At 68.8% G+C, this 25,455-nt stretch carries 17 protein-coding genes; 15 read left to right on the forward strand and 2 right to left on the reverse strand.

Annotated features, from left to right (window positions below; all coding sequences use genetic code 11):
- Positions 1–178: 178 nt before the first annotated feature.
- Together AC06FP_RS10890 and AC06FP_RS10895 are read right to left on the reverse strand one after the other, a co-directional pair.
- Positions 179–1,276 (reverse strand): dipeptide epimerase, encoded by a 1,098-nt coding sequence (locus tag AC06FP_RS10890; protein WP_456117872.1) that lies wholly within the window; start codon positions 1,274–1,276, stop codon positions 179–181.
- Positions 1,273–2,721 (reverse strand): C40 family peptidase, encoded by a 1,449-nt coding sequence (locus AC06FP_RS10895; protein WP_478075498.1) that lies wholly within the window; start codon positions 2,719–2,721, stop codon positions 1,273–1,275. Before AC06FP_RS10895 ends, AC06FP_RS10890 begins: the two co-directional genes overlap by 4 nt.
- Positions 2,722–2,847: 126 nt before the next feature.
- On the opposite strand from AC06FP_RS10895, the gene AC06FP_RS10900 reads away from it, so the two are divergent.
- The 15 genes from AC06FP_RS10900 to hglS all read left to right on the forward strand — a co-directional run bounded on the left by AC06FP_RS10900 (position 2,848) and on the right by hglS (position 25,425).
- Complete coding sequence (locus AC06FP_RS10900; RefSeq protein WP_478075499.1) at positions 2,848–4,329, forward strand: transglutaminase-like domain-containing protein; 1,482 nt, start codon at positions 2,848–2,850, stop codon at positions 4,327–4,329.
- A gap of 49 nt (positions 4,330–4,378) precedes the next feature.
- Complete coding sequence (locus AC06FP_RS10905) at positions 4,379–7,375, forward strand: TonB-dependent receptor (protein WP_456117875.1); 2,997 nt, start codon at positions 4,379–4,381, stop codon at positions 7,373–7,375.
- A gap of 90 nt (positions 7,376–7,465) precedes the next feature.
- A complete protein-coding gene (gene lysA, locus AC06FP_RS10910) occupies positions 7,466–8,746 on the forward strand; it encodes a diaminopimelate decarboxylase (protein WP_478075500.1) in 1,281 nt (426 codons plus the stop codon).
- A gap of 83 nt (positions 8,747–8,829) precedes the next feature.
- A complete protein-coding gene (locus tag AC06FP_RS10915) occupies positions 8,830–9,558 on the forward strand; it encodes an N-acetylmuramoyl-L-alanine amidase (RefSeq protein ID WP_478075501.1) in 729 nt (242 codons plus the stop codon).
- A gap of 129 nt (positions 9,559–9,687) precedes the next feature.
- Positions 9,688–12,582, forward strand: a complete 2,895-nt coding sequence (locus AC06FP_RS10920; RefSeq protein ID WP_478075502.1) for a TonB-dependent receptor domain-containing protein — start codon at positions 9,688–9,690, stop codon at positions 12,580–12,582.
- 89 nt (positions 12,583–12,671) lie between these two features.
- Positions 12,672–14,225, forward strand: coding sequence for a serine hydrolase domain-containing protein (locus AC06FP_RS10925; protein ID WP_478075503.1), 1,554 nt, complete (start codon positions 12,672–12,674; stop codon positions 14,223–14,225).
- A gap of 531 nt (positions 14,226–14,756) precedes the next feature.
- Positions 14,757–17,645 carry a TonB-dependent receptor domain-containing protein gene (locus AC06FP_RS10930; protein WP_478075504.1) on the forward strand — a complete coding sequence of 963 codons (2,889 nt, stop codon included), beginning with the start codon at positions 14,757–14,759 and terminating at the stop codon, positions 17,643–17,645.
- Between the two features lie 160 nt (positions 17,646–17,805).
- A complete protein-coding gene (locus tag AC06FP_RS10935) occupies positions 17,806–18,567 on the forward strand; it encodes an N-acetylmuramoyl-L-alanine amidase (RefSeq protein ID WP_478075505.1) in 762 nt (253 codons plus the stop codon).
- 58 nt (positions 18,568–18,625) lie between these two features.
- On the forward strand, positions 18,626–20,665 hold the full coding sequence (locus AC06FP_RS10940) for a hypothetical protein (protein ID WP_478075506.1): 2,040 nt from the start codon (positions 18,626–18,628) through the stop codon (positions 20,663–20,665).
- 74 nt (positions 20,666–20,739) lie between these two features.
- Positions 20,740–21,399 carry a M15 family metallopeptidase gene (locus AC06FP_RS10945; protein ID WP_478075619.1) on the forward strand — a complete coding sequence of 220 codons (660 nt, stop codon included), beginning with the start codon at positions 20,740–20,742 and terminating at the stop codon, positions 21,397–21,399.
- A 167-nt stretch (positions 21,400–21,566) separates the two neighbouring features.
- The gene (locus tag AC06FP_RS10950) at positions 21,567–21,947 is read left to right on the forward strand and encodes a hypothetical protein (RefSeq protein ID WP_456117884.1); all 381 of its coding nucleotides are present in this window, start codon (positions 21,567–21,569) and stop codon (positions 21,945–21,947) included.
- A gap of 223 nt (positions 21,948–22,170) precedes the next feature.
- A complete protein-coding gene (locus AC06FP_RS10955) occupies positions 22,171–22,518 on the forward strand; it encodes an EF-hand domain-containing protein (protein WP_456117885.1) in 348 nt (115 codons plus the stop codon).
- Between the two features lie 96 nt (positions 22,519–22,614).
- A complete protein-coding gene (locus AC06FP_RS10960; RefSeq protein ID WP_478075507.1) occupies positions 22,615–23,364 on the forward strand; it encodes an HAD family hydrolase in 750 nt (249 codons plus the stop codon).
- An 83-nt stretch (positions 23,365–23,447) separates the two neighbouring features.
- Positions 23,448–23,939: a hypothetical protein gene (locus AC06FP_RS10965; RefSeq protein WP_478075508.1), complete on the forward strand. Its 492-nt coding sequence runs from the start codon at positions 23,448–23,450 to the stop codon at positions 23,937–23,939.
- Between the two features lie 121 nt (positions 23,940–24,060).
- Positions 24,061–25,425, forward strand: coding sequence for a 2-oxoadipate dioxygenase/decarboxylase HglS (gene hglS / locus AC06FP_RS10970; RefSeq protein ID WP_478075509.1), 1,365 nt, complete (start codon positions 24,061–24,063; stop codon positions 25,423–25,425).
- Positions 25,426–25,455: the final 30 nt, after the last annotated feature.

The raw sequence follows: 25,455 nt of genomic DNA on the forward strand, positions 1-25,455 counted from the left end.
GCTTTCTTTGGGCCACGTTTCTTTGCACGAGCAAAGAAAGGTGGCTCGCTCCCCGACAGGGGAGCGAAAGCTCCTGCCCCGCTTTCTTCGCAGGCGCGAGCTACTTCTCCTTGCCCCTGCAAAGAGAAGTAACAAGGGGAGGTGGCGACAGCAGTGCAGATTGCCATCGCCCCGCCGCTCATGCCTTCAACATCTCCAGCCCGCGCACCTCGGTGATGCCCAGCCCCGGCGCATCGGTGATGCTGATCTCCGACTCGTTGAAGATCACCCCGCCGTTGACCGGGTTGAACAGGCTCAGCGACGGCCCGTCCAGATCCACCTTGGTGATCGCCCCGGACTTGGCCACCGCCAGGTGCACCGCCGCGGCCACGCTGATGCTCGACTCGAGCATGCAGCCGATCATGCACGGAATGCCGTACAGCGACGCGATGTCGGCGACCTTGATCGCATTGGAAATGCCGCCGGTCTTCATCAGCTTGATGTTGATGATGTCCGCCGCGCGCTGGTGGATCAGGTCGAACACCTGGTGCGGGCCGAATACGCTCTCGTCGGCCATCACCGGTGTATTGACCCGCTCGGTGACGTACTTCATGCCGTCGATGTCGGCCGCCTTGACCGGCTGCTCCAGCAGTTCCAGCACCACGCCGGCGTTCTCCAGCGCGTTCATGGCGTAGACCGCCTGCTTGGCGGTCCAGCCCTGGTTGGCGTCCAGGCGCAGCAGGGCGCGGCCCTCGACCGCGGCGTGGATCGCCTTGACCCGCTCGATGTCCAGGCCGATGTCCTTGCCGACCTTGATCTTCAGCGACTCGAAGCCGCGCTCTATCGCCGACAGCGAATCGGCCACCATCTTGTCGATGTAGTCCACGCTGATGGTGATGTCGGTGGTGATCACCGGGTCGCCGCCGCCGAGCATCTGGTAGAGCGGCGCGCCGTGCAGTTGCGCCCACAGGTCGTAGATGGCGATTTCCACCGCGGCCTTGGCGCTGGTATTGCGCTCCAGCGAGGACTGCACCAGCCCGCAGATGCGGTTGAGGTTGGCGATGTCCTCGCCGATCAGGCGCGGCTTGATGAAGTTGTTGATGGCCTCGATGATCGAGCCGTGGGTGTCGCCGGTGATCACCGCGGTGGCCGGCGCCTCGCCATAGCCGGTATGGCCGCTGTCGGTGCGCACCAGCACCACGATGTCGTCGACCGATTCGACGGTGCGCAGCGCGGTCTTGAACGGGGTTTTCAGGGGCACGCGCAGCATGCCCAGTTCGATGTCGGTGATCTTCATTTGGCGGTATGCGGGCGGATGCGCTGGATGTTGGTGATGCGGTCGACGTAGCTGGCGGTGTCGCTGGCCATCATCGGCTGCAGCGGCGTCACCGAAACGCCATTGAGGTGGGCGGGAACCCGCTTGCCGTCGGCCCCGAACCAGCTGCCACCGGCGGTGTCGTGGATCATCCAGGCCATGCCGTCGGCGTGGCCGATGGCCATCATCACATGCCCCGGGATATAGACCAGGTCGCCGACCTGCAGCGCGTCCACCGCCGCGTCGCGCCGTGGCCTGCCGTCCTTCTCGCCGAAGGCGATGCGATCCAGCGCCGGGCTCACCGCCTGCGCGCTGGTATTGCGCGGCAGCAGCACGCCGAAGCTGCGGTAGACCTCGGAGACGAAGCCGCTGCAGTCGCGGGTGTCGTAGGAATGGCCCCAGCCGTAGCGTTCGCCGAGGAACTTGAAGGCCTGGGTGAGCAGGTTGCGCGGGGTCAGCGCCAGGTAGTCGTCGCTGCTGTCCTGCGAGCGCGGCAGCAGCGCCGGCACCAGCGCTAGGCGGCCGTCGTCGTCGCGCACCGGCAGCTGGATGACATAGGCAGCATGGCCCTGCTGGCCGTTGACCGGCTGCAGCGCCGGCCAGTCGGCCAGCACCGGCACGCGCACGCCCATGTCCAGCTGCAGGCGCGAGACGCGCGGTTCTTCCGGCGTATAGGCGGTGGTGGCGGTGGCGCCGGTGATCACCCGGTGCGGGCCGCTGGCGCCATAACCGAACACCTGCGCGGCGTCGCCGATGCCGACGAAGCGCTTTTCCACCCAGGCCACGTAGCGCTCGCTGGCGACGAACAGCCAGTTGCCATCGGCGCTTTCGTGCAGCACCGCCACCGCGTCGCCGGGGAACAGTGCCGATTCCTGGAAGCGGTCGATGTCGGTGTCGTCGTTGCTGGAGAACGCGCGCAGCCCGGTGGGGAAGGCGCGCAGCGCGGCGCGGTGCACGACCAGGCCGTACTGCAGCGGGCGGCCGTCGGCGATGCGCCCGAGCGCCAGGTTGTCGGTGATGGCGCGCAGCTGCGCGGCGCCGATTTCCCTGCCCTGCACGTCGTACAGCGTGCGGGTCGGGGGGCGCGAGATCGCCTCGATCTGTTCGCGTACGAAGCCGCGCGGCAGCGTGGCGGGCAGGGCGCGCAGGTCGTGGATGGAGCTGTCGAGCTGGCGCATGCGCGCGTTCTGCGCGGCGATGCCGGCGCGGTCGAGGATCACCCGGTCCGGGTCGGACAACTGCGCGATCCAGTGCGCGGCCGACAGGTAGTCCTCGCGCAGGCCGATCACGCCGGCGTAGTCCTGCGGCGAGGCGGTGGCCGCGCCGAGCGCGAAGGCCGGGCCCGCGCACAGCGGCGCGGCGATCAGGAAGGACCAGCAGGCCCAGGCAAGGCGTCGGCGACGGGGCCGGGCGGGAATGGCGTTCATGAGGACTCCCTCTGGATGCAACGGAATACTTATTCCTTTCTTCCGTGAAATCAAGAATAAATTATTGACCCACTGTCGCATGCGTGTTACACAACCGTTATCCCGCGTGTTCGTGGAAGTGTTGCCGTGGATCCAGCATTGCGCCAAGTCCCAGTCGCTTTCAGGCCTGCCCGGTACCGGCTCATGGCCGGCCTGCTGTGCCTGTTGTCGGCCACGGCGGGCGCGGCCGATACGCCGCAGCAGCTGGCCGCGCGCGTGGACCGCGGCGACTTCGCCGGCGCCGGCGCGCAGATCGACGCTGCGCTGCAGCAGCCGGCGCTGGACCACGCACAGCGCGAAGCCTATCTGTTCCAGCGCGAGCGCATGCGCCGCATGCGCCTGGATTTCAGCCTGGACCGCGAGCGCGCCATGGCCGCCGTGCGCCGCTACATTCCCGACCTGCGCGAGGATGAGTTCCGCGCCTGGGACGAGGCCGGGCTGATCGAACACCTGGACATCGACGGCCAGCGCCGCTGGTTCAACCGCGCGCCCTCGAACCTGTTCCGCGTCAGCGAGGCCGCGGCCGCGCGGCGCTCGCCCACGATCAAGCCGCCGGCGCCCGGTCCGTTCGAAGTGGTCACGCCGCACCACCTGGACGTGCTCAAGGCCGCGCAGGCCGGCGCCACCAGCGTCGCGCCGCGGCGGGTGCGGGTCACCCAGTCGCTCACGGTCAAGGCCGACGCGGTACCGGCCGGCGAGACCGTGCGCGCCTGGATCCCGTACCCGCGCGCCATCCCCGGCCAGCAGCAGGACATCCGCTGGCTGGGCAGCGTGCCGGCCGGTGCGCAGGTCGCGCCGGAAGCAACCCTGCAGCGCACCGCCTACCTGGAGCGCAGGGCGGTGGCCGGCACGCCGACGGAGTTTTCGGTCAGCTACGAAGTCACGGTGTACGCGCGCCATTTCGCCATCGACCCGGACGCGGTGCGGCCCACGCCGGACGACCCGGCGCTGGCGCCCTACCTGGCCGAGCGCGCGCCGCACATCGTGTTCACCCCGGCGCTGCGCGAATTCTCGCGGCGCGTGGTGGGCGAGGAGACCAATCCCTACCGGGTCGCGCGCAAACTGTTCGACGCGGTCGACCGCATTCCCTGGGGCGGCGCGCGCGAGTACTCGACCATCGGCAACATCAGCGATTACGCGCTGCACTCCAACCACGCCGACTGCGGGCAGCAGACACTGCTGCTGATGGCCCTGCTGCGCCTGAACGGCATACCCGCACGCTGGCAGTCGGGCATGGTGTATTCGGACAACGAAACCGGCTACAGCAACCTGCACGACTGGGGCGCGCTGTACCTGGCGCCGTACGGCTGGGTGCCCATGGACGTGACCACCGGCGCGCTGGACAGCCCGGTGCCGGCGGTGCGCGACTTCTACTTCGGCGGCCTGGACGCCTACCGCATCGCCTTCAACGACGACTACGCGCAGCCGCTGGTACCGGCCAAGCAGCACTTCCGCTCGGAAACCGTGGACTCGCAGCGCGGCGAGGCCGAGTGGGCGGGCGGCAACCTCTATTTCGATCAATGGGACTACGACTTCCAGTGGCAGGTCCTGCCGCCGCCGGAAGGCTGAGCGTCCATCACACCGCTGTATTTCACAACACTGCAGGAGAGGGCAGGGGATGAACAGGAAAATGCTGAAGAAGGCGGCGCTCAGCGTCGCACTGGGTGCGTGCCTCGGCGCGCTGGCGCCCACGGTCATGGCGCAGAGCGTCACCGGTGCCGTCGCCGGCCGCGCCAGCGCGGGCGACACCATCACCATCACCAACAGCGCGACCGGCCTGAGCCGCACGGTCACCGTGGGCAAGGACGGCAGCTACCGCATCGGCCAGTTGCCGCCCGGCAACTACAGCCTGACCGCCGGCGATGCGGCTCCCGTGTCCGTGAGCGTCTCGCTGGGCGGAACGACCACGGTCAACCTGGCGAATGATGGTGCCGTCAATCTGGATGCGGTCCAGGTGGTCGGCTCGCGCGTGGTCAATCGCGTGGACGTGCGCTCCACCGAGAGCGCCACCAACATCAGTCGCCAGGAACTGGCGAGACTGCCCGTGGACCAGAGCGTGGCGGCTGTCGCCCTGCTCGCGCCGGGCGTGATTTCTTCGGGCGCTACCTTCGGTGGTCTGAGCTTCGGCGGCTCGTCGGTGGCGGAGAACGCGGTCTACATCAATGGTCTCAACGTGACCGATCCCTATCGCCGGCAGGGCTTCTCGTCGGTTCCGTTCAACTTCTACGAGGAGTTCCAGGTCAAGACCGGCGGCTACTCGGCGGAGTTCGGGCGCAGCACGGGTGGCGTCATCAACGCCATCACCCGTTCGGGCACCAACGACTTCCACGGTGGCATGGAGGTCACCATGGAGCCGTCGGCTTGGGCGTCGCCCAAGAAAGACCACTTCCATAGCGACGGTAAGATCGACGAGCGCGATCGAACCAGTCGAGACAGGAGTCCGTTGTTCAAGACCAACCTGTGGGCGTCGGGCCCCATAGTGAAGGACCGGCTGTTCTTCTTCGCCATGTACGAAAAACGCGACGCCGATTCCCGCGACATCGACACGGTCGAGGCGTGGAAGACCACCAGCGACAACGATTTCTGGGGCGCCAAGCTCGACTGGAACATCAACAACGACCATACGCTGGAACTGCTGGCGTTCTCCGACAAAGCCGACTCGGTCACCAGTAACTACGACTACGACTGGGACTCCGCGACGTTTGGTGACAAACAGGGTGAAAGCACGGCGGGCTCTGGCGGTGATAACTGGTCAGCCACCTATACCGGTCATTTCGGTGCCAATTTCACCGCCAAGGCGATGTACGGCGTGAACAAGCGCAGCGCCACCAGCGGCAGCCCTCCGTGGGATAGCTACTGCAACAGGATCAGCCGCGACAGCAGCTACGACGAGCTGTTCCCGAAAGGCGACATGAAGGAAGGGTGCCACCCGACCAACAGCAGCATCAGCAGCCGCTACGACAAGCGTGAAGCGGCGCGCCTGGATTTCGAGTGGGCGCTGGGCGACCACCTGCTGCGCTTCGGCCTGGATCAGGAGACCATGGACTCGCGCAGCTCCGTGCTCTATCCGGGTGACGGCGTGGGCTACACACTGCTGGGCATGAAGCCCAATGCGACTGACGAAGACCGCGAGCTTCCCAACGGCGCGATGGTTCCGGTGGGTGTGACGGCATACGTCGACGCCCGTCGTTACATCACCGGCGCTCCGGTCTCGGTGAAGGCACAGGCGTTCTACGTCGAGGACAACTGGAACGTCACTCCGAACCTGCTGCTCAACCTCGGCATCCGCGCCGACAAATTCGAAAATACCCTCGCCTCGGGCGCGACCTTCGCAAAGGCCGACTTCAGCGACATGATTTCCCCGCGCCTGGGCTTCAGCTGGGACATGCGCGGAGACGGCTCGACCAAGGTGTTCGGTAACGCCGGCCGTTACTACATTCCGCTGACCAACAAGATCACCGACTACTTCGGTGGCGGTACCACTGACGAGCACACCTACTATGTGCTAAACGGCTGGAGCGAACAGGTGGATCCAACTACCGGCGCCAAATACCTGCGGCCGGAACTCGGTGAGCAGCTCGGCCCCGTGGATACCAGCATGAACGCGCCGGCACCGGACGATGTCCGCACCGCGGTGGCCCGAGACCTGAAGCAGGTTTTCCAGGACGAGTACATCCTGGGCTTCCAGCAGATGATCGACCAGGCGTGGTCTTACGGGATAAACGCCACGTACCGCAAGATGACGCGAGCAGTTGAAGACGTGAGCATCCGCCACGTGGAAGGCTGCGACTGGTACTCCGGCGATTGGCCGATCCTCAATCCAGGCGAGAAGAACACACTTTGGTGCCCGGATACCAACAGCTGGGTCACCTTCGACAGCTCCAAGGACGGCTACATCACCTCGGGCAGCAATGTGGTCATGGGCTACAAGAAGCCGCGCCGTACCTACAAGGCGATCGAATTCCAGATCGACCGCGCCTGGGACGGGAAGTGGGCCTTCAATGCCAGCTATCTCCTGTCCAAGAGCGAAGGCAACATGGAAGGTCCGGTGAACTCGGGTACCGGCTACAACGACACCAACCTGGTCCAGTACTACGACCATCCGGCCGTCAACGAACGCTATGGCGTACTGTTCAACGACGCCCGCCACCAGATCAAACTGCGTGGCAGCTACAAGCTCAACGAGATGTGGAGCTTTGGCGCCACCCTGTCCGCGCGCTCCGGTGGGCCGATCACCGCTTACGGCGTGCGCTGGCCCAACGACAACCGCAGCGCAGGCGGACCCAGCGAATACAGCGGCGGCGGTTCGGGTTGGCTGTGCGTGGCCAACTGCTCCGATTACAAGACGCGGGAGCTGGTCTATTCACCGCTTGGTGCGTTCGGTCGCATGCCGTGGGTCTATGACCTCGGTGCGAATGTCACCTGGACCCTGCCGGTGGAAGGCATCGACCTGAAGGCGCGCTTCTCCGTCTACAACCTGCTCAACCGGCAGACGGTGGTCAACGTGCATTCCCGCTACGAGAGCACACCCGGCAATCGTATGCCCTACTTCGGCGAAGGTACGGTCTGGCAGCCGCCGCGCTACATGAACCTGGTCGTGACCTGGAACTTCTGATCCGGCCACGGCAATGACGATGCAACCGCGGTACTGAGTTCCTCCTCTGGCGGCCCGTGCATGGGGCCGCCATCTTTTTGGAGCAATGCCTTGGATCAGGGATTCACACGACACGATGGAACCGTTCTGCTGGACGCGTTCCGGCAGGCGGATCTGCCGGGCCTGGCGGCCCGCGAGGGCACGCCGCTGTACGTCTACGCCGCGCCGGCGATCCGCCAGCGGGTACGGGCGCTGCGCGATGCGCTGGCCGGGCTGGATGCCGGCATCCGCTATGCGGTGAAGGCCAACGGCAACGCTGCCGTGCTGCGCCTGCTGGCCGAAGAGGGCGCCGGCGCGGACATCGTGTCCGGTGGCGAGCTGGAACGCGCGCTGCGCGCCGGCATCGCCGCGGCGGACATCGTCTTTTCCGGCGTGGGCAAGTCCGACGTGGAGATCGCGCTGGCGCTGGACGTGGGCATCGGCCGCTTCAACATCGAGTCGCGCGCCGAACTCGACGCCATCCAGCGCATCGCCGCCGCGCGCGGCGTCACCGCCGTGGCCTCGGTGCGCATCAATCCGGACGTGGACGCGCAGACCCACGCCAAGATCTCCACCGGCAAGGCCGAGAACAAGTTCGGCGTGTCCATCGCCGAGGCGCGCGCCTGGTTCGACGCGAAGGCGCAATGGCCGGGCGTGCGCCTGGACGGGCTGCACATGCACATCGGCTCGCAGCTGCTGAGCCTGGACCCGGTGCGCGAGGCGCTGGCGCGCATGGCCGCGTTCTGGAAGGAACTGGAGAGCGCCGGCCACGCCATCGCCAGCATCGACGTCGGCGGTGGGCTGGGCGTGCGCTACCGCGACGGCGAGCAGGCGCCCGACGCGCGCGAGTACGCCGACGCGATCCGCGAAGCTTTGGCGGGTTTCGGCGGGCGCATCCTGGTCGAGCCGGGGCGCTGGCTGGTGGCCGAGGCCGGCCTCCTGCTGACGCGCGTGTTGCTGGAGAAGCAGGGCCAGGCGCGCCGGTTCCTGGTGCTGGACGCGGCCATGAACGACCTGCTGCGCCCCAGCCTTTACGACGCCTGGCACGACATCGTGCCGGTGGGCGCCGTGGCCGGCCGCGAAACCGTCGCCTACGACGTGGTAGGCCCGGTCTGCGAAACCGGCGATACCTTCGCCACCGCGCGCGCACTGCCGCGCTGCGAGGCCGGCGACCTGGTGGCGATCCTCGGCGCCGGCGCCTATGGCGCGTCGATGGGGTCGACCTACAACTCGCGTCCGTTGCCGGCCGAAGTGCTGGTGGACGGCGAACGTTATGCGGTGGTGCGCCGCCGCCAGAGCCTGGATGAAATGCTGGCCGGCGAGCAGCCCGCCGGCGACTGGAGGCGGGCATGATGGGGCCGGCAAAGAGTGGAGAAGAACGGGTAACGGGCAGGACCGGGACCACCAACGGCAGGCGGGCTTTCCGCTCTTTCTCGTTGCTGGTTTCCCTGCTCTCGTTGCTGCTGTTGAGCGCCTGCGCGCACCACAATCCCTTGGCGAAGTGGGAACGTTCGCCCAACTTCGATACGCGCCGGCCGGTGGTGGTGGTGCTGCACTACACCGCCGGCAAGACCGCCGAGGGCAGCCTGCGCACGCTGCAGACCGCCAACAGCAACGGCCCGGTCAGCGCGCACTACCTGCTGGGCAAGGACGGCACGCTGTACCAGCTGGTGGACGAGGACAAGCGCGCCTGGCACGCCGGCGACGGCCGCTGGGGCACCATCACCGACCTCAACTCGGCGTCGATCGGCATCGAGATCGACAACGATGGCTATAAGCCCTTTCCGGACGTGCAGATCGAAAAGCTGATCGTACTGCTGGACGACGTCACCCGGCGCCTGGGCATCCCGCGCGGGCAGGTCATCGGCCATGAGGACCTGGCGCCGGGGCGCAAGATCGATCCCGGTCCGCTGTTCCCGTGGAAGCGCCTGCACGAGGCCGGCTTCGGCATCTGGCCCGACCCGGCCGCCGGCGATCCGCCGCCGGAGTTCGACGGCTGGCTGGCGATGGCCGCCATCGGCTATCCGCTCGACGACCGCGCCAACGCGTTGCAGTCCTTCCGCCACCACTTCCGCGGCATGCGCAGCCAGGGCGCCGAACTCGACGCCGAGGACCTGCGCATCCTCTACGGCCTGAGCCGCGCGCTGCTGCGAACGCGGGACTGAACCGGGGCCGGGCCGCCGGCCCGGCGCCACGTACAGGAGAGATCCGGCCAGGGACTGGCCTGCATCGCCGCTACACCTCGCTGAACCTCCACCCTTCCACCACACCGGGAAAACCGGAGAGAGGTCGTAATGCCTGTCCGCCATGCATCACCGCAGCGGTGCCGCCTCGTCGCGGCCATCATCGTCGGGCTGGCGCTGCCTGCCCTTGCCGGAGCCGCCGCCGCTGCGGCCCCCGTTCCCCAGTCCAATGACACCGGGCCGGCGCCGGCCCCGGAACCCGCGCGCACCGCCCGCACCCTCGACAAGGTCGAGGTCACCGGTTCGCGCATCAAGCGCTCGGAAGTCGAAGGCCCCTCGCCGGTGGTGGTGATTACCGCCGAGGACATCAAGAAGGAAGGCTTCACCACCGTCGCCGAAGCGCTGGGCACGCTGACCCAGTACACCGGCGCGGTAGTCGGCGGCGAGTGGAACTTCGGCAACCAGGCGCCGGACGCCTCCTACCTGAACCTGCGCGGCCTGGGCGTCGGCTACCAGCTGATCCTGCTCAACGGCAAGCGCATGGCCGACTATGCGGCCGCATCCACGCCCTCCGATACCGGCATCAGCGTCGGCAGCATTCCCGCCGCCGCCGTCGCGCGCATCGAGGTGCTCAGCAGCGGCGCCTCGGCCATCTACGGCTCGGATGCGGTGGCCGGCGTGGTCAACATCATCACCAAGGACAACTGGGAAGGTAACCACCTGCGCATCCGCGGCGGCACCACCACCGCCGGCGGCGGCGATACCGGCAACCTGCAGTTCAGCGGCGGCAAGGCCTGGGAGCGCGGCAGCATCACCTATGCGTTCGAGCAGCTGAACCGCGAGCCGGTCTATGCCTGGCAGCGTTACGACAAGGGCCTGGGCGACCCGCGGCGCGCGCCGCAGCAGAACAGCGACCCCAGCCACCCCACCTACACGCCGACCCGCGGCCTGGCCTTCTACCTGTACGACACGCCGGGCGGCTACATGCACTACAACACCTGGATGAACCAGGCCGGCGAGCTGGTCACCGCCTCGCCGGACTCGCCGGACGCCGGCGGCGCCCTGCAGTACAGCTGCGGCAACGCCAGTTCCGTCTACATGCCGTACTACCCGTTCGCGGCGGACGGCAATACGCCGTCCAGCTGCGCGGCGATGAACTATTACGACTGGGCCACGCTGTCGAACAAGTACAACAAGACCTCGGCCTACATCGCCGGCAACTACCGTTTCACCGACAACGTCGAAGGTTATGGCCAGCTGCTGGTGACGCATTCGCGCGACCAGATGACCAGCCGCGCCAGCCTGTACGTATTCAACCAGGGCAACGCCACCGACGTGAACCTGGGCTGGTTCGAATACCAGCGCGTGCTGGACGCCAACCAGATCGGCGGCATGCCGCAGCGCATGTACGAGGACACGGCGCTGAGCGCGAACCTCGGCGTGCGCGGCAGCGTGTTCGACCGCTTCGACTGGGATGCCAGCCTCACCGTGTCCCGCGACGACATGCGCAGTTCGTGGCGGCAGGGCCTGACCAACAAGGTGCACGCCTGGCTGTTCGGCGAAGCGGTGGGCACGGCCAACGATGGGCCGCTTTACAACCTGGGGCCGGAACAGTTCCAGCACATGTTCGGTCCGACCACGCCGGAGGATTACGCGGCGATGACCGACATCGTCCGCAACAAGAACACCTCCTCGGCGACCTCGGCGCAGTTCGTGTTCAGCGGCCCGCTGTTCAAGCTGCCGGCCGGCGAGGTGGAGATGGCCTTCGTCGCCGAGGCCTCGCATTCCAAGTACGAGCTGGCACCGGACGTGCGCTCGCGCAATTCCTATGAGGGCGAGGACCACACCTTCAACTACAACGCCACCTGGGGCGGCGGTTCGCGCGACCGCTACGGCACCGGCCTGGAACTGCGCGTCCCGGTGCTGGACAGCCTCACCGCCACCGTGGCCGGCCGCTACGACAAGTACGACGACATCTCCAACATCAGCGGCGCCTTCACCTGGGCCGCGGCGGTGGAGTGGCGGCCGCTGCCGAACCTGCTGATCCGCGCCAACCACCAGACCAGTTTCCTGGCGCCGAACCTGATGTGGGTGTATGGCGGGCCGGTGTCGTCGTACGGCAACTTCGTCAACGACTACCAGTGCCGCCGCGCCGGAATGGACCTGTCGACCACGGCCGGCCGCGACCAGTGCGACAACAGCGATTACGTCGATGGCCTTTGGTGGCTGGCCGGCGGCAAGAACACGCAGCTGCATGAGGAGACCGCCAAGTCCGACGGCATCGGCTTCGTATGGGATATCGCCGAGCGGCTTTCGGTCAGCGCCGATTACTGGAACATCAAGCTCAGCGGCAAGAGCACGCTGTTGAGCGTCTACGACATCCTGGAAGGCAACACCGACTGCCTGATGGGCTCCAAGCCCAACGGCGAGGCGGTCGATCCGAACTCCGGCAAGTGCGCCATGTACGCCGGTTACGTCCAGCGCGACGCGGAGGGCCATATCACCGCCTTGAGCGCCGGTGCGATCAACCAGGCCGGCGTGCGTACCGATGGCTTCGACGCGAGCGTCAAGTACGCGTGGAGCGGTGGGCGCTGGGGCGATTTCAGCGTCAATGCCGGCATCACCCGCGTGCTCGGTTACGACGAGCAGGTCGCCGCCGGCGACACCTGGGACGACGCGATGAACTGGACCTCGCGCGTGGCCTTCCGCACCCGCGCCAACTGGACGCTGGCCTGGAACCGCGACGACTGGAACGTCAACCTGTACGGGTTCCGCAACAGCTCGCGCATGAACTACTACGCTACCGCCAAGCTGCGCCCGTTCGTGCAGTGGAACGCCAACGTGTCGAAGAAGATCACCGAGCACATGCGGCTGGGCGTGGACGTGGTCAACGTGTTCGACAACTACGGCCCGAAGGACGACACCTATACCGCCTTCCCGTACTACCAGGGCATCTACGGCCTGATGGGGCGCGCGGTGTACGTGAACCTCGACATCGATTTCTGATGCCGGGCCTTTCGGCACCTGCTGCCGCAGCCCTCGCTGCGGCAGTCTCCGGTGGAGGAACGCTTCCACCGGGTACTGGACGCATGCTGATGAAACGACTCCTGCTGTGCCTGGCCCTGCTGCCGGGCATCGCCCACGCCGCGGCGCCGTCCGCGGACGACGCGGCGTTCTACGACCAGGCCGTGCAACAGGCCTTCGAGCATTACCGGCTGCCCGGCATCGCGGTCGGCGTGATCGAGGACGGCAAGGTAGTGCATGTCGCCACCCGCGGCGAGCTGGCGGCCGGGGAAGGGACAGCGGTCGATGCCGATACGCTGTTCAAGATCGCTTCCAACACCAAGGCGATGACCGCGGCGGTGCTGGCGCGGCTGGTGCAGGCCGGGCGCCTGCGCTGGGACGACCCGGTGACGAAGTACCTGCCGTCGTTCCGCATGTACGACCCGTGGGTGACGCGCAACCTGCAGGTCCGCGACCTGCTGATCCACAACAGCGGGCTGGGCCTGGGCGCCGGCGACCTGATGCTGTGGCCGGAGCCGAACCACTTCACCCGCCAGGACATCATCGCCGGGTTGGCGCACCTCAAGCCGGCCGGCAGCTTCCGCGCCGATTACGCCTACGACAACCTGCTGTACGTGGTGGCCGGCGAGGTGGCCGCGGTCGCCGGCGGCAGACCCTACGCCACGCTGGTGCGGCAGGAGATCTTCGCGCCGCTGGGCATGCGGCGGTGCCAGGTCGGCGAATGGTCGCCGCAGGCGGTGGGCAACGTCGCCCAGCCGCATTACCGGCAGGACGGGCGCAACGTGGTGGGCGGGCGCGACGGCGACGTCGCCACGGATTTCCCGTCGATGGCCGCCGGTGGCGTGCGCTGCAGCCTCGACGACATGCTGCGCTGGATGCAGGCGCTGCTCGACCCGGCGCGGGCGCCGGGCTGGCTGGACGCCACCCAGCGCCGCGCGCTGTGGACCGCGCACATGCCCATGCCCATCGGCCAGCGCCTGCGCGACTGGGACAACACCCACTTCCTCGCCTATGGCTACGGCTGGCGCCTGTCGGACATGGACGGGCAGTGGAAGGTGGCGCATACCGGCACGCTGTCGGGCATGTACTCGTCGCTGGCGCTGCTGCCGGACCGGCGCGGCGGCGTGGTCATCCTGATCAACGGCGAAGGCGAGGACGCGCGCACCGCGCTGATGCAGGCCCTGCTCAAGCGCCAGACCGCGCCGGCCGCCGGCCACGACGTGCTCCATTACGCGCGGCTGCTGGAGCAGGAACGGGCGCAGCGCCATGCAGACGGCCATGTGCGCCCGACCCTGGCGCCGGCCACTGCGGTCGCGGCGCGGGATTTCGGCGGCGATGCCGGCGTGTGGGCCGATCCCTGGTTCGGGCAGGTCACGCTGTGCCCGGCCGGCAAGGGCATCGCCTTCGCCTCGGCCAAGTCGCCGGCCATGCGCGGCCGGGTCCTGGCGTCCGGCGGCCGCCCCTGGGTGCAGTGGCAGGGCCTGGGCGAGGATGCGGAGGCGTGGCTGGAATTTTCCGGGGACGGCGCGCAGCGCACGCTGCGCATGCGCGCCATCGATCCGGACATCGACTTCAGCTACGACTACCAGGACCTGGAGTTCCGGCGGATCGGAGAGTGCCCGTGAGTGCGTCCGGCGTGCCGCAGCAGCCTGCCCGGACCGCTGGCGGGCCTGCGCTGCGGGCATGCGGCATGGCAATGGAGGCCGCGGCGCTTGTTGTGCGACGCATCACGAAAATATTTTATTTCCATAGCCTTGGGGTATGGGGAATAGTTTATTGACCGCCGCTTTCCGCCCGTGTTAAACAGCTGTGAAGCCGGTTGGACCGGGCGCGGATGCGCGGCCGGTGCTTCTTTCCGAGGGGCCGCACGATGCGGCCGCCGGCGGAAAGGGAATTCCGGCGGACAGGCCTGCAGTCGGGCCTGGCATGGTGCAGGCCGGCAGACAGGGAGGCTCCCCGGTGCAGTGCGACCACGGAAGGAAGGGTGCGGCCGCCGGGGAGGTGGCGCGCATCGCGGTTGGCTTGGCGGAAACGTGCCGCCCTGAGGTTGGACCGATGGATGGTCGCCGTAACCCGCCGACGCGGCTATGGACGTGGGCCAGCATTGTTCCCGAAACATCCCCCCGTTACGCGTTCCCTTTGGAGAGAGAGAAAGCATGCCCGCCTTGTCACGTACCCCGCGCCTCCACCACCTGAGCGCCGCCCTGCTGCTGGCGCTCGGCAGCCCGTTGGCCGCCTTCGCCCAGACCCAGACCGAAGCCGCCAGTCCCTCGCCGGAGGCGCGCACCCTTGACCGCGTCTCGGTCACCGGCTCGCGCATCCAGCGCACCGACGTCGAAGCCGCCCTGCCGGTCACCATCATCCAGAAGGCCGAGATCGAGGCCCAGGGCATCACCTCGGCCGAACAGCTGCTGCAGCAGCTGAACATCGCCAGCAGCGGCCCCGACAGCCTGGCCGCCAACAGCGGCATCGCGCCTCCCGGCACGCGCGGCAACAACGGCGTGTCCGGCGCCAACCTGCGCGGCCAGGGCGCCGACGCCACCCTGGTGCTGCTCAACGGCCGCCGCGTCGCCGCGCACGGCCTGGCCGGCCAGGTGGTGGACCTGAACTCCATTCCCTTCGCCGCGATCGAGCGCGTGGAAGTGCTGCGCGACGGCGCCTCGGCCGTGTACGGCACCGACGCCATCGGCGGCGTGATCAACTTCATCACCCGCAGCAACTACCAGGGCATCACCCTCACCGCCGGCGCCGACGTGACCGAGGAAGGCGGCGGCAACATCTTCCACGGCAGCCTGCTCGGCGGCTGGGGCGACCTGGACAGCGACCGCTGGAACGTGTGGGCGGCGCTGAACGTCAAGAAGAACAAGATCCTGCGCGGCAACCAGCGCGACTTCGTCAACAGCTTCCAGCCCGACCGCGGCCTGTCGCCGGATACGCGCGGCACGCCGTTCGCCAACATCGTCAGCGGCACCGGCAGCATGATCGGTGGCGGCCTGAAGGACCCGGTCAGCGGCCTGACCAAGACCACCATCAATACGCTGCGCCTGCCCGGCGGCGCCGGCTGCGAGAACGGCGGCGACATGATGGGCGACTACGGCGACAAGATCTGGGCCAGTCCCGGCGCCAGCTTCGGCTGCGCCTGGGACTACGGCCGCGCGCGCACCATCCAGCAGCCGGTGGACACGGTGCAGGGCATCGGCCGGGCCACCTTCAAGGTCGGCGACAACCATGAGTTCTTCGCCGAGTTCATGGGCTCCAAGGTGACCTCCAAGCGCCAGTTCGAGGCGCAGCAGATCACCACCAGCATCAACGCCACCGGTACCCAGCTCGACGCCTACGAGCTGAACGCCAACACCAAGGCGACCTACGACGCGATCTACAACCAGCTGCACGACTATTTCGGCGACCAGGCCAACCTGGTCTACGGCAGCCCCATCGCCTACCGCTGGCGCTGCGAGATCTGCGGCCCGCGCCAGCTGGAAACCGAGACCAAGGCCTACCGCCTGCTGTTCGGCATGACCGGCACCGTGGGCACCTGGGACTACAACATCGGCCTGTCGCGCGCCGAGAGCCGCGCCCAGTCGGTGCTGGCCGGCGGCTACTACTACACCCCGCAGCTGAAGGCGGCGCTGAAGAACGGCGTGCTCAATCCGTTCCTGATGCCGGGCCAGGACCAGTCCAAGGCGGCCTACGACGCGATGGCCGCGGCCGACGCCAGCGGCCTGCTGCTGTACAAGGGTGTGTCCAGCACCACCACCTTCGACGCCAGCTTCAGCGGCAGCCTGGGCTTCAAGCTGTGGGGCGAGCAGGACGTGCAGGCCGCGGCCGGCGTGGACGTGCGCCGCGAGGAATACGAGTTCAGCGGCCCGTCGGAATGGGCGGCGGGCAACGCGTTCGTGTTCGGCGCGCCGGGCGATGCGGCCAACTACATGTCGCCCAAGCAGCGCAACGTCAAGGCGGTGTTCGCCGAGTTCAACCTGCCGGTGGTGGACAGCCTGGAAGTGAACCTGGCCGTGCGCCACGACCGTTACGACGGCTTCGGCGGCACCACCAATCCGAAGTACTCGTTCAAGTGGCAGCCGATCGACTGGCTGGTGTTCCGCGGCTCCTACAGCACCGGCTTCAAGGTGCCCGACTTCGCCAAGCTGTTCCGCGGCATCACCGAGAGCCAGTACACCGGCCTGGACCTGGCCGATCCGGCGACCTGCCCGAGGGGCCAGTACAACCCGGACGTGGCCAACTGCAGCGAGCAGATCCGCCCGGACATCATCACCGGCGGCAACCCGAACCTGAAGCCGGAAGAGGCCGAGCAGCGCAGCATCGGCTTCGTGCTGGCGCCGAACGGCAACTTCAACGTCAGCGTCGACTGGTGGGAGATCGAGCGCACCAACACGATCCGCAGCGGCTTCAACCTGTCGACGATGACCGCGAACTACCCGCTGTACGCGTCGAACTTCATCCGCGACGCAAGCGGCAAGATCATCGCCATCGACCAGCGCTACATCAACACCGGCGGCACGCTGACCCGCGGCATCGAGCTGGATTCCAACCTGCGCGGCGACCTGGCCGGCGGTACCTGGAACGTGCACTTCAACGGCAACTACCTGGATACCTTCCGGACCAAGACCTTCGACAGCCTGCCCTACAGCGACAACCTGGTCGGCGAGTACGAGCGTTACTACAACCTGCCGATCCGCTGGAAGCACACCCTCAGCCTCGGCTGGGCCCGCGGCGACTGGGCGCATACGCTGACCCAGGTCTACCGTGGCGGCTACAAGGACTGGAAGCCGGGCGGCATCGTCAACGGCTACACCCCGCCGGCCTGGGACCCGAATGTCGATGCCTACATCACCTACAACTACAGCCTGACCTGGTCCGGCATGGAGAACCTGAAGGCGACCTTCGGCATCCGCAACCTGCTCAATACCGACCCGCCGTTCACCGTGCGCTACCTGGACGATGGCGACGGCGCGGGCTGGGAAGCGCGCGTGGCCGACCCGCGCGGCCGTTCCTTCAACCTGCTGCTGGAGTACCGCTTCCAGTGATGCAGCAGCGGTGGCTCCGTCCTGCCCTTCTCCCCCCGGGAGAAGGTGCCCGCAGGGCGGATGAGGGCGGCGCGGAGCGCCGCGCCTCACCCGACCCCTCTCCCGGTGGGAGAGGGGCCTGATCCATGCTTCGATCGGATTCAACCCAATCTCATCGCCCATGACCATTTCGATTTCGCGCCTGCCGCCCTTGCTGCTCGCTGTCGCCCTGCTCACCGCCTGCGGCCACACGCCCCCGCGCAACCCGCTGGCGACCTGGGTGCCTTCGCCGAACCAGGACGTGCGCCGGCCCAACCTGATCGTCATCCACTTCACCGAACAGCATTCGGTGCAGCAGAGCCTGGATACGCTGCGCAGCCGCAACAGCGGCGGCCCGGTCAGCGCGCACTACCTGATCGGCGCCGACGGCAAGCGTTACCAGCTGGTCAGCGACGAGCGCCGCGCCTGGCATGCCGGCTCCGGCAGCTGGGGGCCGTTCACCGACCTCAATTCCGCCTCCATCGGCATCGAGCTGGACAACGACGGCCAGTCGCCGTTCGCCGAGGCGCAGATCCAGAGCCTGCTGGTGCTGCTGGAAGACCTGTGCACGCGCCTGCGCATCCCGCGCAGCCAGATCATCGGCCACCAGGACCTGGCGCCGACGCGCAAGCCCGATCCGGGCCCGCTGTTCCCATGGAAGCGCCTGGCCGATGCCGGCTTCGGCCGCTGGCCGGCCGCCGACGCGCCACCAGCGCCGGCCGGGTTCGACCCGTGGACCGCGCTGCGCGTGATCGGCTATCCGCTGGACGACCGCGCCGCCACCGTACGCGCCTTCCGCAACCATTTCCGCGGCCAGGGCGGCAGCGAGCTGGACGCCGAGGACCTGCGCATCCTGCATGCGCTGGCGCCGCGCGACCCGGCCGCCGCAACCCCGAACGACTGAGGCCAGCCGCATGATCCGCCCGAACCGCGCACTCCTCCCCCGTACCGGACGCATCGCCATGACGTTCGCCCTGAGCCTGGCGGCGATCAGCCCGGCCGCCCTCGCCGCCGATGCCGCCGAGCGGCTGGGCCTGCCGCCGTTGCCGGCATCGGCGGAGTTCGTGCAGCAGCGTACCCAGTTCCAGCTGCACACGCTGCTGACCGAGCAGCGCCACCCGAAAACCTGGAACCTGAGCGAAGTGGCGGCGGGCGACCCGGCACAGGCGCTGTCGCAGCTGTTCTCGGTGGACGAGGACGTGGCCCGCGCCTTCGCCGCGCTGGCCGACGACCCGCAGCGCATGGCGAAACTGCATGCGGCATCAGCCGCGGTGCAGCGCGCGCTGCGCGACGGCCACCGCATCTATTTCTACGGCACCGGTTCCACCGGCCGCCTCGCCGAGACACTGGAGAGCGGCCTGTGGCGCCCGTTCTGGAAACGCATGCAGGCCGACCCGGCATGGCCGCGCATCGCCGCCCGGCTGCCGGCGGACCTGGGCGAGCGCGTGCGCGGCGAGATCACCGGCGGCGACCGCGCGCTGATCAGTTCGCTGGAAGGCTTCGAGGACCTGCAGCTGATCGGCGCGCTGCAGATGCGCGACGACGGCATCGGCGCCGATGACGTGGTGTTCGCGGTGACCGAGGGCGGCGAGACCTCGGCGGTGATCGGCACCGCACTGGCCGCCGCCGACCAGCGCGGCGCCGGCACCGACCGCGTCTGGTTCGTCTACAACAACCCGGACGAGGTGCTGCGCCCGTTCGAACGCAGCCGGCGTGTGCTCGACGATGCGCGCATCCACAAGATCGCACTGCCCACCGGCCCGCAGGCCATCACCGGCTCCACCCGCATGCAGGCCACCACCACCAGCCTGTACGCGCTGGGCCTGGTGCTGGAAGACGCGCTGCGCGCGCTGCTGCTGCCGCACCTGCCGGCGGCCGACGCGCAGCGCCTGGGCCTGGACGCGAAAGACAGCATCGAAAGCCGGCTGCGCGGCTTCGCCGGGCTGCAGCGCAGCGTGGCCGGCAGCGCGCCGCAGCTGGCGCAGTGGACCGTGCGCGAGGCCCAGGCCTATGCCGATGGCCGCCATGCCACCTACCTGGCCGGTGAAACCCTGATGCCGGTATTCGTGGACGTGACCGAGCGCGCGCCGACCTTCCGCCTGGCGCCGCTGGACCGCACCGACACCGCACCGCCGGCGTCGTGGATCCGCGTATGGGCGCCGGTGGCCACGCCGCAGGCCGCGTGGGACGCGCTGCTGCACCGTCCGTTCCACGGGCTGGACGCGGCGCAGTACCGCCCGCAGTTCGAGCAGAAAGTGGACGACCCGGCACTGCGCGCCACCGCGCTGCGCAGCCTGGAACGTGCCGGCGCCGAGCAGCAGGCCCTGTACGACCTGTCCTGGTCGCCGGCCAACCGCGAACGCCTGCCGTCGCAACCGGGCGACCTGGGCGTGCTGCTGCGTTACGCCGGCGAGCCGGTGGACGCGCTGGCCCGGCAGTGGTGGCAGGCGGCCGGCGATGCCGGCGCCGGCCGGCTCACCGTGACGGTGGGGCAGGGCGCCGCCTCCCGCGATGCGCTGAAGGACCTGGACGGCGCGGCGCAGGGCATCGCGCTGGACCTGCCGCAACGCCACGACCCGCTCGGCCTGGATCGCACGCTGGCGCTGAAGATGCTGCTCAACGCGCATTCGACCGCGGTGATGGCGCGGCTCGGGCGCACCGTCGGCAACACCATGACCGCGGTACAGCCGGGCAACCTGAAGCTGATCGGCCGCGCCACCTACCTGATCCAGTCGCACGTCAACGCCGTGCTCGATGGCAAGCGCTGGCGCGCGCAGCATGGAGACACCGCGCCGCTGAGCTACGCCGAGGCCAACCGCGTGCTGTACGAGGCGATCGACCAGCGCGCGCGCCTGCCGCAGGCATCGCAGCTGCCCGAGGTGGAACTGGCGATCGTCGCCGTGCTCGAACGCCTGGACGGCGGCAGGCCGCTGGACTGGACCGATGCCGCGCGGCGGCTGCGCGAAAAGGGCCTCAACGGCTACCTGCGCGAACGCAACTGAGCCCGGCAACCGCCAGACCACAGGAGACTGCAATGCGTACCCGAGGCTGTGCCCTGCTTCCGCTGCTGGCCTGCATGGGCGCGCAGGCGGCCGCACCGGCGGTATCCCCGGCCACGACGCCGGCGCAGGCCGGCATGCTGGACGTCGCCACGCTGGCGCCGGGCTTCTCGCTGGACATGCGCTACGCCGGCAGCGACAACTTCACCGGCCGGCCGGTGCCCGGCTACGACGCACCGCGCTGCTACCTGCTCGCGCCCGCCGCGCAGGCGCTGGCGCGCGTGCAGCAAGCGCTGCAGGCGCAGGGCCATGCGCTGCGCCTGTACGACTGTTACCGCCCGGTGCGGTCGGTGCAGTCGTTCGTCGCCTGGGCGCACGACCCGGCCGACCAGCAGGCCAAGGCGCGCTATTACCCGAACATCGACAAGAGCCGGTTGCTGGACGGCTACATCGCCGAGCATTCCGGCCACAGCCGCGGCGCCACCGTGGACCTGGGCCTGCTCGACTGCCGCCAGGGCGATTGCGTGGAACTGGACATGGGCACCGGCTTCGACCGCTTCGACCCGCTGGCCCATACCGACAGCCCCGACATCACCCCGCAGCAGCGCCGCAACCGGCAACGGCTGCTCGACGCGATGGGCGCCGAGGGCTTCGCCAATTACCCGATGGAATGGTGGCACTACACCTTCCGCCCCGAACCGGCGCCCGATACCGCTTACGACTTCCCGGTACGCTGACCTCCCCGTAGGAGCGGCTTCAGCCGCGAAGGGGCCTTCCCGCATGCGGAGCGCCGCGACAGCCGCGTTCGATGCGGCTAGGAAAGCCCCGTCGCGGCTGAAGCCGCTCCTACGGGGTTTGCGCGGCCCGGATACACTGCCGCTCCCCGTTGCCGCGACCGACACCGATGAACCTGGAACTGCACTACGGACTGCTGGGCTCGCTGGAAGCGGCCCTGATCGCGCTGGCGGTCGGCTTCGTGGTGTTCTTCCTGTGGTGGCAGGTCTGCCGCCGCGCCGGCCTGTCGCAGGGCCACGCCATCGCCTGGGCCTGCCTGGCCGCGGTCGCCATCGGCGCCGGCGTGGATGGCTGGAACCTGTTCTACCTGGGCATGGTGCAGCTGGAGTCGCCGCTCTATGCGCGGCTGGCGCTGGCCGGCATCCACGATCCGGACCAGCTCGGCACGCGCGTGGTGCTGGAAGTGGCCGGCGCGCTGGTCGGCGTGGGCCTGGGATGGCGGGCGTTCAGTCCGCGTTCGGCCGCTGACGACGCCAGCGACGCGGGCTAATGGCCGCATTCCCGCGCAGGCGTGCCATCGATGGAACACTCGAATGCCGGCCTTACCGGCGGCTCACGCAACGCTAACCAGGGCGGTAACCGCTTGCCGCCGCGTGTTGGTTAACGCCGCGTATTCCGCGCTTCTGCGGGGTGCGTGCGATTCAGGACCGGCCTGCGAGGGTGGCGGCGTGCGGAAACACCGTGCGCTACCCATACCGCAGGAGGAAACCCTGATGACCGTTCGCAACCGCAATACTCTGTTCGCCCTCGTTGCCGCCGTCGGCGCCGCCCTGGCGATGCCGGCCATGGCCCAGGACGCGCAGGCCGAGCAGGAACGCCAGGCGCAGGAACAGGCCGCACAGGCCGCGCAGGCCCAGCAGGGCACCGCCGCCGACGCGTCGGCCAGTGGCAATGACCAGTCGTGGGCCAGCCTGGACACCGACGGCGACGGCAGCATCAGCCGCGCCGAGTCGCAGGCCCATGCCGGCCTGGCGCAGATCTTCGATGCCGCCGATGCCGACAAGGACGGCAAGCTGACCCCGGACGAGTACCGGGCCTATACCGCCTCGCAGCAGAAGTGACGCAGCGGCGGCCACGCCGCCGCCATGCACGGGGAGAGCGGCCGCTGGCCGCTCTTTCCATGTCCGCCGCGCGGGGCGGTTGCTATCCTGTGGCGCATGACTTCCGCACCCCCCGCATCCGCACCTTCTTCTTCCATCGGCCTGGTCGGCTTCGACGGCGACGACACGCTCTGGAAGAGCGAGGACTACTACCGCCAGGCCGAACAGGATTTCGAATCCGTCCTCGGCCACTACATCGACCTGCACGACGCCGGCACCGCGCAGCACCTGCTCAAGGTGGAGCGGCGCAACCTGGCGGTGTTCGGCTATGGCGCCAAGGGCATGACCCTGTCGATGATCGAAGCGGCCATCGAACTGACCGATGAGCGCATTTCCGCCGCGCACCTGCGCCAGATCGTCGAGATCGGCCGCCGCACCCTGCAGCATCCGGTCGAGGTGATCGAGGGCGTGCGCGAGGCGGTGGCGGCCATCGCCGCGCGCTGGCCGGTGGTGCTGATCACCAAGGGCGACCTGTTCCACCAGGAACAGAAGATCGAGCGCTCCGGGCTGCGCGACCTGTTCCCGCGCATCGAGATCGTCTCGGAAAAGGACCCCTCCACCTACGCGCGGGTGCTGGCCGAATTCGACCTGCCGGCCGACCGCTTCGTGATGGTGGGCAATTCGCTGCGCTCGGACATCGAACCGGTGCTGGCGCTCGGCGGCTGGGGCGTGCATACCCCGTACGCCGTCACCTGGGCGCACGAGGCCGAGCACGGCGTTTCCAGCGACGAACCGCGCCTGCGCCTGGCCGATACCGCCTGGCAATGGCCGGAGGCGGTGGCGGCGATCGAGGCGAGCAGGGCGTGAACAGGAACGGGGAACGCATGACGGCAGGCGCGAAACGGCTGCGCCGCCGTTTCCTCCCGCTCCTCGCTCCCCTCTGCGCGTTCTTGCTCCTTCCCGCCATCGCATCGGCGCAGACAGCGCCGGCCACGCCGGCCGCCGCCTACGAGCCGGGCACCGGCGACGCCTGGCTCGACCGGCAGCTGGCCGACGTCAACCTGTACGCCGCGCGTTATCCCGATGCCTTCGTCGACGAGGTGGTGCGCTACGGTGGCGCGCGCCGCGGCTACATCGAGGCGCTGATGCAGCAGCATGGCTGGGCGGCCGGCGACGTCTGGTTCGCCTGTTTCTGGGGCCAGGCCATCGGCGCCAGCTGCCGCGAGCCGGTGCAGGCCCGTACCCGCCACCCGGGCGAAGGCTGGAAGGCCGTGGTGCAGGACCTGGCGGTGGCGCCGGACAACCTGCACTGGCGTGCCGTGCGCCAGGTGCTGGTCGCCAGCTACGACCACTGGGACCGGCCGGTCCGCCTGGACGCGCTGCTGCAGCGTCAGCTCGGCGACCGCGCCATGCGCGACGCGGCGGCCCGCACGCGCGACTGAGCGGCCGCATCGCGGTGCCGCCCGCGGCACCGGGCGGTGGAAGTATCCGATGCAATGGGTGACCCCGTGCCCCCATCCGGGCGAAAATGGCGCCTTTCCCCTGCTGCGCCGTGCGCCCGCCATGACCGCCGACCGTTTCGTTTCCGCCGACCACATCCGCAGCCTGTTCTCGCAGGCGATGTCGCACATGTACCGCACCGAAGTGCCGCTGTACGGCACCCTCGTGGAGCTGGTCGGCGAGGTCAACGCCGGCGTGCTGGCCGCGCAGCCGGAGCTGGCGGCGCAGATGCAGCGCAGCGGCGAGCGCGAGCGCCTGGACGTGGAACGTCATGGCGCGATCCGCGTCGGTACCGCGCAGGAGCTATCCACGCTGCGGCGCCTGTTCGCGGTGATGGGCATGCAGCCGGTGGGGTATTACGACCTGTCGGTGGCCGGCGTGCCGGTGCACTCCACCGCATTCCGCCCGGTCGACGGCGAATTGCTCAACCGCAATCCGTTCCGCGTGTTCACCTCGCTGCTGCGGCTGGAGCTGATCGAGGACGAGACGCTGCGCGCGCAGGCGGCGGACATCCTGTCCCGCCGCACGATCTTCACCCCGGGCGTGCTGCAGCTGATCGAACAGTGCGAACGCGACGGCGGCCTGTCCGACGGGGACGCATGGCGTTTCGTGGTCGAGGCGCTGGAGACCTTCCGCTGGCACAACGAAGCCACGGTGTCGCTGGATACCTACCACGCGCTGCACGCCGCGCACCGCCTGGTGGCCGACGTGGTCAGCTTCCGCGGCCCGCACATCAACCACCTGACCCCGCGCACGCTCGACATCGACGCCGCGCAGGCGGCGATGCACGCCCGCGGCCTGGCCGCCAAGGCGGTCATCGAAGGCCCGCCGCGCCGCGACTGCCCGATCCTGCTGCGCCAGACCAGCTTCAAGGCGCTGGAGGAACTGGTGCATTTCCCCTCGGGCGAGGACAACGCCGCCGGCACCCACACCGCGCGCTTCGGCGAGATCGAGCAGCGCGGCCTGGCGCTGACCCCGAAGGGCCGCGCGCTGTACGACGCGCTGCTGGCGCAGGCGCGCGAAAGCGGCGGTGCCGGCAGCACCGGCGGCGACTACGCGCAGCGCCTGCAGGCCGCGTTCGCCGGCTTCCCCGACGACCACGCCACCCTGCGCCGCGAAGGCCTAGGCTATTACCGCTACGCGCTGACCGAGGCCGGCCGCGCCGTGCCGGCGGCCGGACGCGCGCTGCCGGCCGAGGTGCTGATCGAACGCGGGCTGGCCACCGCCGAACCCATCGTCTACGAGGACTTCCTGCCGGTCAGCGCGGCGGGCATCTTCCAGTCCAACCTGGGCGGCGAGGAGCAGCGCGCCTACGCGGCGCGCGCCAACCGCGAGGCATTCGAGCAGGCGCTGGGCGCGACGGTGGCGGACGAGTTCGCGATCTACGAACGCCTGCAGGCGGAGTCGCTGGCGCAGCTGGCGGCCTGATCCGCATGCCGGGCAATGCCCGGCAGAGGC

This window comes from Stenotrophomonas sp. Steno-Z2 (assembly GCF_056393235.1).

Bases quoted from the DNA above. Each gene is read 5' to 3' on its own strand.
- AC06FP_RS10890 (WP_456117872.1), bottom strand. From the start codon at position 1,276: ATGAAGATCACCGACATCGAACTGGGCATGCTGCGCGTGCCCCTGAAA.
- AC06FP_RS10895 (WP_478075498.1), bottom strand. From the start codon at position 2,721: ATGAACGCCATTCCCGCCCGGCCCCGTCGCCGACGCCTTGCCTGGGCC.
- AC06FP_RS10905 (WP_456117875.1), top strand. From the start codon at position 4,379: ATGAACAGGAAAATGCTGAAGAAGGCGGCGCTCAGCGTCGCACTGGGT.
- AC06FP_RS10920 (WP_478075502.1), top strand. From the start codon at position 9,688: ATGCCTGTCCGCCATGCATCACCGCAGCGGTGCCGCCTCGTCGCGGCC.
- AC06FP_RS10925 (WP_478075503.1), top strand. From the start codon at position 12,672: ATGAAACGACTCCTGCTGTGCCTGGCCCTGCTGCCGGGCATCGCCCAC.
- AC06FP_RS10930 (WP_478075504.1), top strand. From the start codon at position 14,757: ATGCCCGCCTTGTCACGTACCCCGCGCCTCCACCACCTGAGCGCCGCC.
- AC06FP_RS10935 (WP_478075505.1), top strand. From the start codon at position 17,806: ATGACCATTTCGATTTCGCGCCTGCCGCCCTTGCTGCTCGCTGTCGCC.
- AC06FP_RS10940 (WP_478075506.1), top strand. From the start codon at position 18,626: ATGACGTTCGCCCTGAGCCTGGCGGCGATCAGCCCGGCCGCCCTCGCC.
- AC06FP_RS10945 (WP_478075619.1), top strand. From the start codon at position 20,740: ATGGGCGCGCAGGCGGCCGCACCGGCGGTATCCCCGGCCACGACGCCG.
- AC06FP_RS10950 (WP_456117884.1), top strand. From the start codon at position 21,567: ATGAACCTGGAACTGCACTACGGACTGCTGGGCTCGCTGGAAGCGGCC.
- AC06FP_RS10955 (WP_456117885.1), top strand. From the start codon at position 22,171: ATGACCGTTCGCAACCGCAATACTCTGTTCGCCCTCGTTGCCGCCGTC.
- AC06FP_RS10960 (WP_478075507.1), top strand. From the start codon at position 22,615: ATGACTTCCGCACCCCCCGCATCCGCACCTTCTTCTTCCATCGGCCTG.
- hglS (WP_478075509.1), top strand. From the start codon at position 24,061: ATGACCGCCGACCGTTTCGTTTCCGCCGACCACATCCGCAGCCTGTTC.